Origin of the sequence: Providencia sp. TYF-12, assembly GCF_041344805.1 — a bacterium.
Classification (GTDB): Bacteria; Pseudomonadota; Gammaproteobacteria; order Enterobacterales; family Enterobacteriaceae; genus Providencia; species Providencia huashanensis.
On record NZ_CP166833.1, the window covers coordinates 1,654,570 to 1,668,377 of the forward strand.

16 protein-coding genes are annotated in these 13,808 nt (G+C 41.3%); 5 read left to right on the top strand and 11 right to left on the bottom strand.

Annotated features, from left to right (window positions below):
- Nucleotides 1–18: 18 nt before the first annotated feature.
- The 3 genes from frmR to fghA are packed head-to-tail and all read left to right on the top strand — an operon-like array spanning nucleotide 19 to nucleotide 2,260.
- Nucleotides 19–291: a formaldehyde-responsive transcriptional repressor FrmR gene (gene frmR / locus ABE954_RS07300; protein ID WP_042845012.1), complete on the top strand. Its 273-nt coding sequence runs from the start codon at nucleotides 19–21 to the stop codon at nucleotides 289–291.
- A gap of 17 nt (nucleotides 292–308) precedes the next feature.
- Nucleotides 309–1,421: an S-(hydroxymethyl)glutathione dehydrogenase/class III alcohol dehydrogenase gene (locus tag ABE954_RS07305; RefSeq protein ID WP_042845011.1), complete on the top strand. Its 1,113-nt coding sequence runs from the start codon at nucleotides 309–311 to the stop codon at nucleotides 1,419–1,421.
- Between the two features lie 11 nt (nucleotides 1,422–1,432).
- On the top strand, nucleotides 1,433–2,260 hold the full coding sequence (gene fghA, locus ABE954_RS07310; protein ID WP_206227109.1) for an S-formylglutathione hydrolase: 828 nt from the start codon (nucleotides 1,433–1,435) through the stop codon (nucleotides 2,258–2,260).
- 96 nt (nucleotides 2,261–2,356) lie between these two features.
- Here fghA and ABE954_RS07315 read toward each other — a convergent pair whose 3' ends face one another.
- The 9 genes from ABE954_RS07315 to hemP all read right to left on the bottom strand — a co-directional run bounded on the left by ABE954_RS07315 (nucleotide 2,357) and on the right by hemP (nucleotide 9,737).
- Nucleotides 2,357–2,575, bottom strand: coding sequence for a HEAT repeat domain-containing protein (locus ABE954_RS07315; RefSeq protein ID WP_042845009.1), 219 nt, complete (start codon nucleotides 2,573–2,575; stop codon nucleotides 2,357–2,359).
- A 328-nt stretch (nucleotides 2,576–2,903) separates the two neighbouring features.
- The gene (locus tag ABE954_RS07320) at nucleotides 2,904–3,116 is read right to left on the bottom strand and encodes a HEAT repeat domain-containing protein (RefSeq protein ID WP_042845008.1); all 213 of its coding nucleotides are present in this window, start codon (nucleotides 3,114–3,116) and stop codon (nucleotides 2,904–2,906) included.
- A gap of 307 nt (nucleotides 3,117–3,423) precedes the next feature.
- Nucleotides 3,424–4,215: a heme ABC transporter ATP-binding protein gene (locus ABE954_RS07325; RefSeq protein WP_206074968.1), complete on the bottom strand. Its 792-nt coding sequence runs from the start codon at nucleotides 4,213–4,215 to the stop codon at nucleotides 3,424–3,426.
- Nucleotides 4,216–5,217 carry an iron ABC transporter permease gene (locus ABE954_RS07330; protein ID WP_272663667.1) on the bottom strand — a complete coding sequence of 334 codons (1,002 nt, stop codon included), beginning with the start codon at nucleotides 5,215–5,217 and terminating at the stop codon, nucleotides 4,216–4,218.
- Nucleotides 5,214–6,035 carry a hemin ABC transporter substrate-binding protein gene (locus ABE954_RS07335; protein WP_042845005.1) on the bottom strand — a complete coding sequence of 274 codons (822 nt, stop codon included), beginning with the start codon at nucleotides 6,033–6,035 and terminating at the stop codon, nucleotides 5,214–5,216. The genes ABE954_RS07330 and ABE954_RS07335 overlap by 4 nt, the downstream gene beginning before the upstream one ends.
- Before the next feature lie 16 nt (nucleotides 6,036–6,051).
- Nucleotides 6,052–7,101, bottom strand: coding sequence for a hemin-degrading factor (locus ABE954_RS07340; protein WP_042845003.1), 1,050 nt, complete (start codon nucleotides 7,099–7,101; stop codon nucleotides 6,052–6,054).
- Nucleotides 7,102–7,125: 24 nt separating this feature from the next.
- The gene (locus tag ABE954_RS07345; protein ID WP_131680642.1) at nucleotides 7,126–9,126 is read right to left on the bottom strand and encodes a TonB-dependent hemoglobin/transferrin/lactoferrin family receptor; all 2,001 of its coding nucleotides are present in this window, start codon (nucleotides 9,124–9,126) and stop codon (nucleotides 7,126–7,128) included.
- Between the two features lie 82 nt (nucleotides 9,127–9,208).
- Entirely contained in the window at nucleotides 9,209–9,481 is a 273-nt protein-coding gene (locus tag ABE954_RS07350) for a hypothetical protein (protein ID WP_129466200.1), read from the bottom strand.
- A gap of 82 nt (nucleotides 9,482–9,563) precedes the next feature.
- Nucleotides 9,564–9,737, bottom strand: coding sequence for a hemin uptake protein HemP (gene hemP, locus ABE954_RS07355; protein WP_094301214.1), 174 nt, complete (start codon nucleotides 9,735–9,737; stop codon nucleotides 9,564–9,566).
- A gap of 225 nt (nucleotides 9,738–9,962) precedes the next feature.
- On the opposite strand from hemP, the gene ABE954_RS07360 reads away from it, so the two are divergent.
- Together ABE954_RS07360 and uhpC are read left to right on the top strand one after the other, a co-directional pair.
- Nucleotides 9,963–10,592 (top strand): NAD(P)H-binding protein, encoded by a 630-nt coding sequence (locus ABE954_RS07360; protein ID WP_131680641.1) that lies wholly within the window; start codon nucleotides 9,963–9,965, stop codon nucleotides 10,590–10,592.
- A 167-nt stretch (nucleotides 10,593–10,759) separates the two neighbouring features.
- Entirely contained in the window at nucleotides 10,760–12,085 is a 1,326-nt protein-coding gene (gene uhpC / locus ABE954_RS07365; protein WP_206227112.1) for an MFS transporter family glucose-6-phosphate receptor UhpC, read from the top strand.
- Nucleotides 12,086–12,138: 53 nt separating this feature from the next.
- Here the strand turns inward: uhpC and ABE954_RS07370 are convergent, their stop codons facing one another.
- Together ABE954_RS07370 and pepE are read right to left on the bottom strand one after the other, a co-directional pair.
- On the bottom strand, nucleotides 12,139–13,083 hold the full coding sequence (locus ABE954_RS07370) for a DUF1177 domain-containing protein (RefSeq protein WP_166696607.1): 945 nt from the start codon (nucleotides 13,081–13,083) through the stop codon (nucleotides 12,139–12,141).
- A 2-nt stretch (nucleotides 13,084–13,085) separates the two neighbouring features.
- The gene (gene pepE / locus ABE954_RS07375) at nucleotides 13,086–13,808 is read right to left on the bottom strand and encodes a dipeptidase PepE (protein WP_042844993.1); all 723 of its coding nucleotides are present in this window, start codon (nucleotides 13,806–13,808) and stop codon (nucleotides 13,086–13,088) included.

Below are 13,808 nucleotides of genomic sequence, written 5' to 3' on the forward strand. Positions count from 1 at the left end.
ATAATGAAGGGCTTGAATATGCCACATTCACCAAAAGAAAAAAAAGCGGTACTGACGAGAGTCAGGAAAATAAAGGGGCAGTTATTAGCTCTAGAGTCGGCTTTGGAAAATGAAGCTGAATGCGCCGCGATTTTACAGCAAATAGCGGCAATTCGCGGTGCAGTTAATGGTTTGATGGCTGGGGTATTAGAAAGTCACTTACGCGAAGGGCTTCAAGAGTCAGCAACAACACAATTGCAGAAAGATTCAGTGGATGATGCTATTTCATTGATTCGAACATACTTGCGATAAATAAATAAGGAATAATGATGAAATCACGTGCAGCCGTCGCATTTGGTCCAGGCGAACCACTGAAAATTGTAGAGATTGATGTAATGCCTCCTCAAGCTGGGGAAGTGTTAATTAAGATTAGCCACACGGGTGTTTGTCATACGGATGCTTTCACCTTGTCAGGCGATGACCCAGAAGGGCTTTTCCCCGTTGTCTTAGGGCATGAAGGTGCTGGGGTTGTTGTGGAAGTTGGTGAAGGGGTAACAAGTGTTGAGGTAGGTGACCATGTTATTCCTCTTTATACTGCGGAGTGTGGGAAGTGTGTTTTCTGTGAATCAGGTAAAACCAATTTGTGTGTGTCTGTACGGGCAACACAAGGTAAAGGCGTAATGCCTGACGGTACAACGCGTTTTTCCTATAACGGGCAACCTATTTACCATTATATGGGGTGCTCAACCTTCAGTGAATATACTGTGGTTGCAGAAGTTTCTTTAGCGAAAATTAATCCGCAAGCCAATCATGAAGAGGTTTGCTTACTAGGTTGCGGTGTAACAACTGGCATTGGCGCAGTTCACAATACGGCGAAAGTACAAGAAGGTGATTCTGTTGCTGTATTTGGTCTAGGTGGTATTGGCCTTGCTGTCATTCAAGGGGCAAGACAAGCAAAAGCTGGGCGCATTATTGCGATTGATACTAACCCCGCAAAATTTGAATTAGCACGTCAGTTTGGTGCAACGGAATGTTTAAACCCTAAAGATTATGATAAACCTATCCAGCAGGTATTAATTGAAATGACGGAGTGGGGGGTTGACCATACTTTTGAATGTATCGGTAATGTCAATGTGATGCGAGCAGCATTGGAAAGTGCCCACCGTGGTTGGGGGCAATCAATTATTATTGGTGTTGCTGGTGCAGGGCAGGAAATATCGACTCGCCCATTCCAATTGGTTACAGGTCGTTCATGGCGAGGCACTGCATTTGGTGGTGTGAAAGGGCGTAGTCAACTACCAAAAATGGTTGAAGATGCAATGAAAGGGGATATCGAACTCGCGCCGTTTGTGACACATACCTTACCATTAGATAGCATTAATGAAGCATTTGATTTAATGCATGAAGGTAAATCAATTCGTACAGTTATTCACTACGACTAAGGGAGGGAGTCATGGAGAGAATTGAACGCCATGCCTCTTTTGGGGGGTGGCAAGATGTTTATCAACATCAATCTACGGTGCTTGGCTGTGAAATGAAATTTGCTGCCTATTTACCGCCTCAGGCAAAAATTCAGCCTTGCCCAGTGATTTATTGGTTGTCAGGGTTAACCTGCGATGAGCAAAATTTTATTACTAAGGCGGGTGCGCAGCAGTTTGCTGCTCAGCATGGTGTTATTTTGGTAGCTCCTGACACAAGCCCTAGAGGGGCTAAAGTGGCGGATGATGAGGCTTATGACTTGGGTCAAGGAGCGGGTTTTTACATTAATGCTCTGCAAGCTCCATGGAATAGCCATTACCAAATGTATGATTATATTGTGTCGGAATTACCCACTTTGGTCGAAGCTCATTTACCCGCTTCAGATAAGCGCTCCATTTTTGGTCATTCCATGGGTGGGCATGGGGCACTGATGATTGGCTTACGTAATACGGGCCGTTATTGTAGTTTATCTGCGTTTGCACCTATTGTGGCTCCATCTCAAGTTCCATGGGGGCAAAAAGCATTTACGGCATATTTAGGGGATGAACGGGAGCGTTGGTCTCAATACGATACGGTAAATTTGCTTGAAAACACGGACTCTATTCCCCCAATATTAGTCGATGTGGGTACGGCGGACCCTTTTTATAAAGAACAGTTAAAGCCTGAATTGTTTGCTGATATTTGCGATAAAAAACAGCATGCATATACATTAAATTTACGCGATGGTTATGACCACAGTTACTATTTTATTAGTAGTTTTATTGGTGAGCACATTGCGTTCCATGCATTACATTTGAAATAAAATAGCTAAAACACAAAAAGTGGGGCTCGATAATGAGTTTCACTTTTTTATTATAAAAATTAGAAATATTTAGATAACAAATTTCAGAGTATTATTCTATTCAAAGTGTTGGTTTAATAATTTGCTCACAGCATTGATTGCACTTATTGCAACATCTCTATTTGGGTCATGACAGAGTTCAAGTAATCGGTTAATTGTATTATTTTGCTCAATAGGTAGTTTACAGTTACCTAAAGCTGAAATGGCGGCTATTTTGACGTCATCATTTTTTCGTTTAGTTAAACGAAGAAATGTTTCTAACACTCTATGATCCATAATTTATCCTAAAAAATACTATTATTAAAAATAGATGGGAAAAATATATTAATATTATTAATTTCCTAATTATTAAAGTACAGGAACGTTGATATTAGCAAAATAAAATTATAAATAATATTAAAAAAACTCGGCTGCTGTGTGCTATTTTATGAGAGTGTTTAATCACCAAATTACCTAATAAGTCATAGGGGTTTATCTTCGTCGGTATCAGGTTCAATGGTGATTTTTCAGGGAATAAGAAAGCCTGTTAAAGTTTATGACAATAAGCTAGAAGGTGAGTGCTATATACAATAGCATGACTCGAAAAAATAGTATTACCCATAGATTAAAAGTGGTCAGAAAGTTTACTTAATGCTTTTATTGCAGATACCGCAACATCTTTATTTGGGTCTTTGCATAATGCAAGTAGCCGAGTGATAGCCGTCTGCTGCTCAACTGTGGCTCGATAATCCCCCAATGCAGATATGGCTGCTATTTTTACATCATCATTTCCTCGGTGTGTTAATTCTATTAATGTTGTTATGATATTATTTTCCATGTGCTTCCTTGTCAGCTTTACTAAATCACACATGCATTCTAAGTGAAATTACTTGATATTTATTTTTTAATTTAGGCTTATTATTAACGTATTATTTTGATTTTACTCATTTTTAGAATAATAACCACGTTGTATATTTAATAATGGTAAATCAATAGGCTATGCAGGAAATAAATCATCACAGCAACAACTTATAAGAGTAGGGTTATTTTAAATAGTGACAGATAATTAGATTAAAGGGTAAATAAAAGCACTTTAGCAAGTTATGAGTTAAAGTGCTTATGGGGTAATTAATATTATAAATAAATCAATGGCGTAAATAAATATATGGTGTGTTATTTTCAGGGTGTAGAGTGACGCCTAAATCTGCTTGATACCAACGCGTTAGGTTTTCGGTGGTTAATACATCAGTAGGAGAACCTTTCGCCACAAGTTGACCATCATGGATTAATAAGACTTTATCCGCATATAATGCTGTAAGGTTAAGGTCATGCAATACGCAGCAAACTGCTAGTGGCTGTTCACGAGTGAGTTGGTGTAATAACCGTAGGCTATGCTGTTGGTGGTATAAATCGAGAGCAGAGGTTGGCTCATCAAGAAATAAACAAGCCGGTTGTGGGGTTGGCTGCCATAATTGGGCTAACACGCGCGCTAATTGGACTCGCTGTTGTTCCCCCCCTGAAAGCTGCCGGTAATCCCGTTGACGCAATGGTTGGCAGTGCGTTTGTGATAACGCCTCATCAATGGCAAGGTGCTTGTTTTCAGAGCCATAAGGTGTTCTCCCCATAGCAACTACATCTTCAACCGTAAATGCAAATTGCAGGTGACTATGCTGTTTCATGACAGCGCGTTTACGTGCTAAGTGGTTGTGATCCCAATCGGATAGTGCCTTGCCTTCTAAAAAGCAAGCACCTTGAGTTGGAGTATTGTAGCCGGTGAGTAACTTCAATAAACTGGATTTACCCGCACCATTAGGCCCAATAATAACGACCATTTCCCCTTGTCCTATCGATAAACTGATATCTTGGATCAAGGTTTTGTCGTGGATTTTGTAAGATAGATTTTTGGCTTCTAACAATGTTGGTTTCATTTGCATCATTTAAATTTTCCCCGCGGGTTGCCGTAGAATCAACCATAAGAAATAGGGGCCACCAATAAGGCCAGTGAGTAAACCAACAGGTATTTCTGCAGGGGCAACAGCTGTTCGCGCAATAGTATCGGCAATTAAGAGTAGTGAAGCACCGACTATCGCAGAACCTGGGATTAACCAGCGGTGATCAGGGCCAAGTGTCATGCGGATCAAATGCGGAACGACTAAGCCAACAAAACCAATGACACCGCTCATCGCAACAGCACAGCCGACCAACATGGCGCTAAGGAAGAGTAAAATAAATTTAGCGCGTTCAACATTTAGGCCAAGATAATGAGCGTCTTCATCGCCGAGTTGTAAGATATTAAGCTTGTTCCCTTGTGCTAAACAGACAACACTGATGGGCAAAATAACGGAAGCGGCAATAGCCAATGAAGGCCAGTCAACATTCCCGAGTGTTCCCATCATCCATAAGCTAAATGTTCTGAGTTGTTGGTCATTACTGATATAGCTAAGAACCCCAATAAATGACATACACAATGCATTAATGGCAATTCCGGCTAATAAAAGCCGTGCTAGATTGCCATTTGATGAACGATTCAAACTAAAAATAATGAAAGAAACGGTCAGGCTACCCACGAATGCGGCAGCAACGTGACCATAGCCCTGCATAACCGTCGGCAATGAAATGGAAAAAACAATAAAAGCGGCAACGGATAAAGCAGCACCACTACTAATCCCCAATAAACTTGGGTCCGCAAGCGGATTACGAAATAGGCCCTGCATAATTGCACCTGAAACAGCGAGTGCAAGGCCGACTAGGATTGCAATTAAAATACGCGGCAGGCGAATGTTTAACCAAATTTGCCAGTCGGTATCTGTGGCAGAAGCTTGCCACAGCGTTTTCAATGAAAAGTTCATTGCACCTGCATTAGATGCGAGAACGGTCAGGCCACAAAGCACTAGAAATAAAACGATAATCACCAAAAATGGGTTTTTAAAACGGCTCATTGGGACTTTTCTAATGCCTCACGTAGTTGTTGCATGACTTGAGGGGTACCTAAGCTAAAGGTGAGCATACCGACATCGTCAACAACGAGCAGAGCTTTGTTTTTCCCAGCAGGTGTCATTGACATTCCCTGTAATTTCCACACTTTATCGATTCCCCCTAGTGACTTAACGCCTTCTTCCGTAAACACGATTAAATCAGGTTGGCTTGAGAGTAACCCTTCTTGAGATAAAGGGCGGTAACTCTCAAAGTTAGACATCGCATTTTTTGCCCCGATGGCGCTGATAACACTATCTGCGGCAGTCTGCTTCCCTGCTGCAAGGGGCAGGACTCCGCCATGGCTCATGATAAATAGAACTTTTTTATCAATAGGCGTTGTATTGACCTGGCTTAGTGCTTGATTAAATTGGTTAATAAGTTGCTCGCCTTGGCTCGTTTTTCCCACGGCGTTAGCAATAGTCTCAATTTTTTTGGGAATGGCTTCTAAATTAGGCTTCCCCGTTACCTTGATGATTTTTACACCACTTTTTTCTATTTGTGATAATGCCATCGAAGGTTTTGCGAGCTCACTCGCTAGTACGAGTGTTGGGCGCATGGATAACACGCCCTCCGCATTTAGCATCCGCATGTAGCCAACATCAGGAAGTTTGGTTGCTTGCTCGGGGTGAAGGCTGGTGCTATCGCGGGCAACGAGTTGTTGTTCCGCTCCTAGGGCATACACAATTTCAGTGACGTCACCACCTAAAGTGACGATACGTTCTGTTGCGTAAGCACTCATTGATATGACCAGCGTTGCAATTGTTAGAAGCCATTGTTTCATAATAAGTTACCTAGTTTTAAATGCGTGGTAATGCGGTGACTTGTTGGCGCCATTGCTCTTGCTCTGGAGTCCCTTCGGTACGCTGCCCATACATTTGTGCGATTTGATTTCCTTGGTTATCAAAGACTTCAAGACTAGTTACAAAGCCATCTTGTGTGGGTTTACGAGTTACCCAGCATTCGGCAATGCCATTTTCAATCATGTGCAAGGTGAAATCAGGGTTGAAAATGTTTAGCCACTTTAAGTCTGAACCTTCGCTTTGGTATGGCATGATTTTTTTTATTTCACCAGTAAAAATTTGCACACATCCGCGGTTGCCCACAAAAATCATGATTTCATTCTGATCCTTAAATGCAGTATTAATCAGCTGATTGAAGGAATCATTAGGGACTTTCCAAGCTAAATCATCGCTAACAGCGGCAAAAACTTGCTGGCGGCTTAAGTTATTTTTCTTTAACAATACAAAAAACTGATGGACATCCGTCATATCGCGCCATTGTTGTTCTAACTGGCGCTTTAGTTCCTCGCTAATAGGTTGACTGGTAAAAGGAACGATGGGCTGATGAACTAATTCTGCATTATCTTGGGTTGTGTATTTGTCAATCAGCGCATACCAAGCCGCCATATCCGTTTCTTCAGTGGTATAGACCTTATGTAGAGCATCACCATGTTTGTCAAAGAACTGAATACTGTGGCGTTCACCTTGTTTGCTTTCTTCAGTCAGGGCAAAAATCGCATCCCAGTGACTAAAAAACATCCGCAAATCAAGTGCGCGAGGGTTCAAAATTAACCCACCATGAGGGCTAAATGTTGCATTGTCATAGCGACCAACTTGCTCATGAACCACGTATTCGTTGCGAGTAATAGCTTTGACTTTCCCAACACTGGCCAATTCGGTCAGAAGCGTAGGTGCATCAATATCTAAGCGCACAGCTTTATCATGACCCACACGACTGTGTAGCAGTTGTGCTTCAGAAACATTTAAATAAGCGGCAAGATCACGAGCGTATCTGGCTTTATTCTCTGCTTTAGCTTGTTGGTAACGCTCGAAAAGTGTTGAATTCACGTGTATCTCCTTAAATTGTGTGAATTACCATTGGAAGCTGACAAGTAGCTTGGCATTACGACCATCTTGCGGAATGCCTTGCGATGAGTAATATTCTTTGTCGAAGGCATTGCCTAGTACCACACTCGTTCCTAACCCTTTGAGCTGCCCATCACCTTGGTAACTGACGTAAAAGTCATGAACTGCATACCCCGCTTGTTTAGGGGCTTTTGAGGCCTTATTGAAATTGGTGTGGCGTGTAAATTCGCTTAACCAGCCTACAGAGAACCCACTATTGGCGACAGGGATTGACAGGTTGCTTGTGACGGATTCTGGCTTGATGGAGGTAATTGACTCACCATTGAATTCATTAATTCCTTCAGTGCGGTTGTAAGCTAAACTCCATTTGGCATAATCATTTGTATAATCGAGAGAAGCATCCCAACCCCAAATTTTGGCGCGCTTGGCATTGATAGACGTGGTGTAGTTTTCCACCATATTAACGTCGGTATTGATGTAGTCTTTCGCTTTAGTATCAAAGTAGCTCGCTTTAAACTGTAGGTTGTCACGAGCCATCATTAAGTCATCAAAACGCAAACCAAAGCCATATTCAGCTGTCCGAGTTGTTTCTGGTTTTAAGTTTGGGTTAGGACGCCATCTGTTAAATTTATTCGGTCCCATAGGGAAGTGAATACTATCGTTATACATTTCCATCATGGTAGGTGCGCGAAATGCTTCAGAATATGAAGCAAACAGCATTGACCAGTCAGTTGGCGTAATACTGACTGCTCCTTTAGATGACCATTTACCTTCTTTGACTTTTTCATTACCTTTCGCTTTCGATTTATAATGGTCATAACGCGTGCCGATAATGAACGAAACAGGTAAATCTTTTAAGGTGATCTCATCTTGTAAAAAGCCAGAAGCAAAGGTGATCTCAGCATCAGGGAATTGAGTGGCTGCCGCGTAAGGGGTTTGTTTTTGCTGATAAGCTTCGCTGCCATAGGTTAAGTTATGCGAAGCAACAGGTAAGTCGTAGAAATTAGTTTTATTATCAATCTTTATACCAGAGGTTTTTTGCGTACGCCCCTCATAAGGGGTGCCTTGCCCTTTGGCTGTGATATTGACCTCTGAATAATAAGGCGTCACTTTTAGGTCGAGCCAATTCTGTGAAGACGGTTTTAAATGGTATGTCGCTTGTGCATCACGTTGGCGAGTCGTGCGGTTAACTTTTAAGTTTTTAGGTGTACTAGTGAGCTCTTGAGGGTTTTTTGGCTCGTGAGCATCGTTGTTGTAGTAACGGAGTTGGCCTGATAATTTTTGCGTATCGTCTATTTGCCATGTTCCTTTAGCTAATAGGTTGCCAATAGTCTCTTTGTTATCCATGTCATCGCCATTACTCATGCGAATATCGCCAGTCTCTTTGGTCACGAAACTGAATACGCCATCAAGGTTGTCGCTACGACCAAAAGCGGTACCACCAAAACCAATACTATGGTCTCCAGTTGAGCCTTGGGTAAATACACGGAAGCCGTGGTTTTGCCCTTCACGTAATAAATCTTTCGCATCAACGGTTTCCCACGCGATGACTCCCCCCATGGCACCACTACCATATAGCAAAGCTGAAGGGCCTCGAATGATTTCCACTTGCTTAATCAAGGCAGGGTCAATAAAGGTACCATTAATATGGCCCGTATCAGTGCCTTGTCGTACACCGTCAACAAGCGTCAAAATCCCATTGCGATCAAAACCACGCATATAAATATCTTGGCCATTGGTGCGAGCGGTTCCTGTCACACCAATTCCAGGCACTTTACGTAAAATATCATTCACGTTATTTGCAGTTTCGGTTTCTGGGGAATTATTTTTGATTACAGTCACCATCATTGGTGTATCAAAGCTATCGCGCTCAGTCCCAGTGGCATAGACGGTCATAACATCGTTGGCATTCTTTTTGGATGAGACTTCAGTGGTTTGGGCCTGTGCACTGGCTATAACCCCCAATATCGCACTGGTTATAACTGACACTCGTAAAACATGGGACATAATTGTGAGACTCCATAACGTATTTTATTTTTCGCTGTATTAAACAGAATGAGTTAAATATTTATTAATTAGCAGCTTATGGCTAAATAAAAGTGAGTGGGTCAGGGGGAACTGACTTTGGTATCACACAGGGGAAATTGAGTGTAAGTGGTGCGCTAGCATAAGAAAAAAGGGGAGTTAATGACTGTAGATCACTGAGATAGGCGTAGTTTGGTTGTGATAACGGAGTAACGTTATCTGTCATTTTACGCAAATAGAATGGTGTAAAACCATGTTGGTGGATCGAATAGTTATTTATGTATACAGGGTGCCCAGAGGCAAAAATAGGGTATACAGACGTCAGTTTAAACTCCATAAGAAACCTTTCCTATGCTTAGATTAAGCTGGCTGCCTGGATAATAACCTAGGTGGCTTGCGATTTATATTTTTGGCACAGACTACTTAGTTAAAATCAATTTACCTGTACGTGTTTGTCTTAATAAATAAAGTTCGCCATTATGTTGAATTGAGACCTTGCCATTAGGCCCCAAGAGTTGTTGGCTTTCTATTACGTCAGCTTTAACGGTTTGCTTTGCCGTTTCGACGTTGTGTTCTGCAACTGGCGCTGTCATATTATTTACCACACTAAATTTGTTGATAATAGAAATGATATTGAGAATGATTATCTTTAGAATCATTGCCAATATCAAGCGTTTTTCACAAACAAACAACAAAAGGGATACAAACCTTTGAGTCGGGAAGAAAATTATTCATTATGGGAGAGCTAGCAAAGGCAATAAGCGCGATGCAATGCTAAGCTATAGTTAGGGTTCACTGCTGACTCATGGAGAAATAAAGTGAAATTACTCATTGTTGGGGCAACAGGGCTAGTCGGTAGCCATGTATTATCATTAGCTTTAGCTGACTCTCGAGTCACGCAGGTTATTGCGCCTACGCGCCGTGATTTACCTGAGCATGCTAAGTTATGGGCGCCAACGGTTGATTTTAATCATTTGCCAGATGAGGCAGATCTTTGGGGAGTTGATGCGGTGGTGTGTACTTTAGGGTCAACAATGAAAGTAGCAGGCTCAAAGACTGCATTTCGCCGAGTTGATTATGATTACCCGTTAGCCTGTGCTGAGCTCGCTAAAAAATGGCATTGTCCAACCTTTGTTTTGACTTCGGCATTAGGCGCTAATGCTAATTCCCCTTTTTTCTATAGCCGAGTGAAAGGGGAGCTTGAAAAGCGTTTAATATCATTGGGGTTTTCTTCTTTAACAATAGTGCGTCCAAATGTCATTAGTGGTCACAGAAGCCAAGAACGCCTTGGTGAAGTGGTGGTAATACGGGTTATTTCGTTTTTATCTCGTTTGCTTCCTGCAAGTTGCCAAATTAGCCCTGCAACTAATATAGCCTCAGCGCTACTCGAAGGCGCAGTCAATCCTATTCAGGGTGTGAATATTGTGTCATCAAAACAATTGGCATAACCAATTCACTCATTAAAAAATGAAGCTTAATCGATTAAGTTTTTTGATGTTGGTAACAAATTGAAATAAAAATGTAATAAAACTGTAACATTTAAGTAAATTTACCTATTGTTGCTATCAATGTATTGTCATATTTTTGCCTGCTAATACTTTTAGTAGGATTCAATATGTCAATATTTAAGGAACAACCAGATGTGCCAGTAACGATGTCAAAATCGGAAATCGACGCAAAATATAAATACTGGCGTCTGCATTTAATGATTGTTAGTTATATTGGTTATGCTGTTTTTTATTTCACACGCAAAAGTTTTAACTTTGTTATGCCTGAAATGCTAACTGATTTGGGGATCACAAAGGGTGATATCGGAATGGTTGGGACAGCTTTTTACCTAACTTACGGCGCTTCTAAGTTTCTGTCTGGGATCATCGGTGACCGCTCTAATCCACGCTACTTTATGGGGGTTGGGTTAATTGCCACTGGGGTCGTGAATATTCTATTCGGTTTAACATCATCCATATCCATGTTTATTGTGTTATGGATGGTAAATGCATTCTTCCAAGGGTGGGGATGGCCACCTTGTGCGAAAATCCTCAATACATGGTACTCACGTAATGAGCGGGGTCTATGGTGGGCGATTTGGAATACCTCGCATAATATTGGCGGTGCCATAATTCCAATTTTGTCTGGTGGTGTTGCATTAGCATTAGGGTGGCGCTACGGAATGATTATCCCTGGTGTTATTGCTATTGTGATTGGTATTGGTTTGTGTATTTTGCTACGTGATAGGCCGCGTACGATGGGGCTACCGACAGTTGGTGAATGGCGCAATGACATTGAAGAATTAAAATATGAAGCCAAAGGGGCGGGGTTACCACTAGGCCAGATCCTTAATCAGTATATTTTTAAAAATAAGGTATTGTGGGTATTAGCGCTGTCTTATGCCGTAATATATATCATTAGAACCGGGATCAACGACTGGGCTAATCTTTACTTAATTGAAGATCATGGTTTTAATCTACTGTCTGCGAACGCCGTCGTTATGATGTTTGAAATTGGTGGCTTTTTTGGGGCTATCGTAGCTGGATGGGGTTCTGACTTAATCTTTAAAGGTAATCGTGCGCAGATGAATGTCATATATGCGCTAGGGATTATCATAACGTCATTCTGTTTATGGATTGTGCCAGTTGATAACGAATATGTATTTTCATTCTTATTTTTTATGACTGGTTTCTTTATTTTTGGTCCACAGTTCCTTATTGCGATGGCCGCTGCTGAAAATTCACATAAAAATGCTGCGGGTGCGTCAACAGGCTTTGTTAGCTTATTTGCTTATATTGGGGCATCAATTGCAGGTTATCCGCTATCGTTGGTGATTGAAAAATACCAATGGAATGGTTTCTATTCGTTATTATTAACCTTGTCCATTTTCTTGACCCTACTGTTGATAATTGCGATGGCGATGACAAAAAAGAAAATCAGTAATGATGCATAACGGTTTATCATAAAACCCAAAGGTCACTTTGATAGTGACCTTTTTTCGCTAAATTAACCTTGAATTTGTGCAAGGGAACCGTACAAGTTATACAACACATCATACTCGTCTTGTTGGTAAAAACGTATTTTATTCCAACAAAACTGCTTCGCAACTTCAACAGTAAACCTTGTAGCATCAACAAGTTCACTTTCATAACTTGCACCGGTTTCACTACCGGGGACCAGTGCTTTGGCTGTGATGGCTAAGCCAACTACAGGAGCATGGGTAGCAACATGGGGTTGCATAATGGAATTGAAATGATAAACACCGTTTTCATAAGGGGAAATATCTTGCGTGGTAATTGGGAATGTTTTTGCTACATCACCAGTCGCATATTCCATTAAACGCACTAAATCTGGAGAAACTCGCAAAATATAGCCTTGCTTGGCAGTTGGTGAAATCGCAATTCCTCGGTGTTTAATAATACTATTTCCCTTGGATGTATCGATAGATAAAATGGCATCCATCTGTTTATCGACTTCGTATTTATTCATCGTAGCTGAGGAAACGGGCATCCCCATAAAGTCGACAGGGTCATGAGGGGTTATCGAAACATGGGTTGCAATATGGGAGGTTATAATCACATCCCCTTTAAGCCGGCTACCTTTTGCTGTCATATCAAGTAGTTTCATCGCACTTGCAAAGGCAACAATAGAGCCATCAGCATCAGACACTAACCCGATTCGATTAGGTTGCGCTTGTTGTGCCCCTAAACGGCCAATAATACCAAGTGTTGGGTAATTTCCACCAGATAGTTTTCCCTCTGTACCGGGAATGACAACCTTAATAAAATGGCATAATTGACGAGTATCTTCAGGAGCCTCGTAGTTGACTGAGGTCACCGTGATTTGAGCATGGTCGGGGCTAACAGAGCTTAATAACGAGGACATTTTTTCCCCATCAACATGGGGGCTGTCCAATAACTCATAGACTTGGCTAACATAGTTCAATGACATTATTATGCTCCTTTAATCATATCTAATCGGAAAGGTTGGTTAGTGGTAATTTCTTCAATTTTATCGGGGCCACGTAGCCATAATGCATTTTGGTCACCTAAAATAGTGCCTTGTTCATTTTCAATAAATAACGCGGTACCTTCGTAGAGGGCAATTAACTCTTCGGTTGGGTTAATCGTCAAAAATTCATTTAAACGTTCCTCGCGGCTTTCCCCATTGTGACCAACTGGTTTGCCAGAAATAAAGTGTGGGTTAATTTGAAATGGTGATATGTTCAGTGAATTAAATGAAGGTGGTTGAACAATAGGCATATCATTAGTTGTACGGATCGTAGGGGTTGCAACATTACTTCCTGCACTCCACCCCATATAAGGTACTCCATCCTGTTTGACGCGCTGGGAAATTACGTCAACAATTTTGGCATCGTATAGGCGTTTTAGTAGAGCGAATGTATTTCCCCCACCAATTGCGATAGCTTGTGCTTCCTGCACTGCACTAATCGGGTCGCTAAAATGATGAATGGATTTTAATTCATAACCTAAGGCCCTAAATACAGGTTGTACAATGGCTTCAAACTTATCAAAGCTAAAAGTCACTGCGGCATAAGGAATAAATAAAATATTTTGTTTTTTATGTTGTAATAATCGATGAATTTGCTCATCAGCATGTTCTAAATAATTCATGTTTCCCATGCGTGAACTACTCATTAATAATGCTTTAGTCAT

What these genes read in the sequence shown, in the direction of transcription:
- hemP (WP_094301214.1), bottom strand. Translation starts at nt 9,737, where the DNA reads ATGACAGCGCCAGTTGCAGAACACAACGTCGAAACGGCAAAGCAAACC.
- frmR (WP_042845012.1), top strand. Translation starts at nt 19, where the DNA reads ATGCCACATTCACCAAAAGAAAAAAAAGCGGTACTGACGAGAGTCAGG.
- ABE954_RS07305 (WP_042845011.1), top strand. Translation starts at nt 309, where the DNA reads ATGAAATCACGTGCAGCCGTCGCATTTGGTCCAGGCGAACCACTGAAA.
- fghA (WP_206227109.1), top strand. Translation starts at nt 1,433, where the DNA reads ATGGAGAGAATTGAACGCCATGCCTCTTTTGGGGGGTGGCAAGATGTT.
- ABE954_RS07330 (WP_272663667.1), bottom strand. Translation starts at nt 5,217, where the DNA reads ATGAGCCGTTTTAAAAACCCATTTTTGGTGATTATCGTTTTATTTCTA.
- ABE954_RS07350 (WP_129466200.1), bottom strand. Translation starts at nt 9,481, where the DNA reads ATGGAGTTTAAACTGACGTCTGTATACCCTATTTTTGCCTCTGGGCAC.
- ABE954_RS07320 (WP_042845008.1), bottom strand. Translation starts at nt 3,116, where the DNA reads ATGGAAAATAATATCATAACAACATTAATAGAATTAACACACCGAGGA.
- uhpC (WP_206227112.1), top strand. Translation starts at nt 10,760, where the DNA reads ATGTCAATATTTAAGGAACAACCAGATGTGCCAGTAACGATGTCAAAA.
- ABE954_RS07315 (WP_042845009.1), bottom strand. Translation starts at nt 2,575, where the DNA reads ATGGATCATAGAGTGTTAGAAACATTTCTTCGTTTAACTAAACGAAAA.
- ABE954_RS07335 (WP_042845005.1), bottom strand. Translation starts at nt 6,035, where the DNA reads ATGAAACAATGGCTTCTAACAATTGCAACGCTGGTCATATCAATGAGT.
- ABE954_RS07325 (WP_206074968.1), bottom strand. Translation starts at nt 4,215, where the DNA reads ATGATGCAAATGAAACCAACATTGTTAGAAGCCAAAAATCTATCTTAC.
- pepE (WP_042844993.1), bottom strand. Translation starts at nt 13,808, where the DNA reads ATGACTAAAGCATTATTAATGAGTAGTTCACGCATGGGAAACATGAAT.
- ABE954_RS07345 (WP_131680642.1), bottom strand. Translation starts at nt 9,126, where the DNA reads ATGTCCCATGTTTTACGAGTGTCAGTTATAACCAGTGCGATATTGGGG.
- ABE954_RS07370 (WP_166696607.1), bottom strand. Translation starts at nt 13,083, where the DNA reads ATGTCATTGAACTATGTTAGCCAAGTCTATGAGTTATTGGACAGCCCC.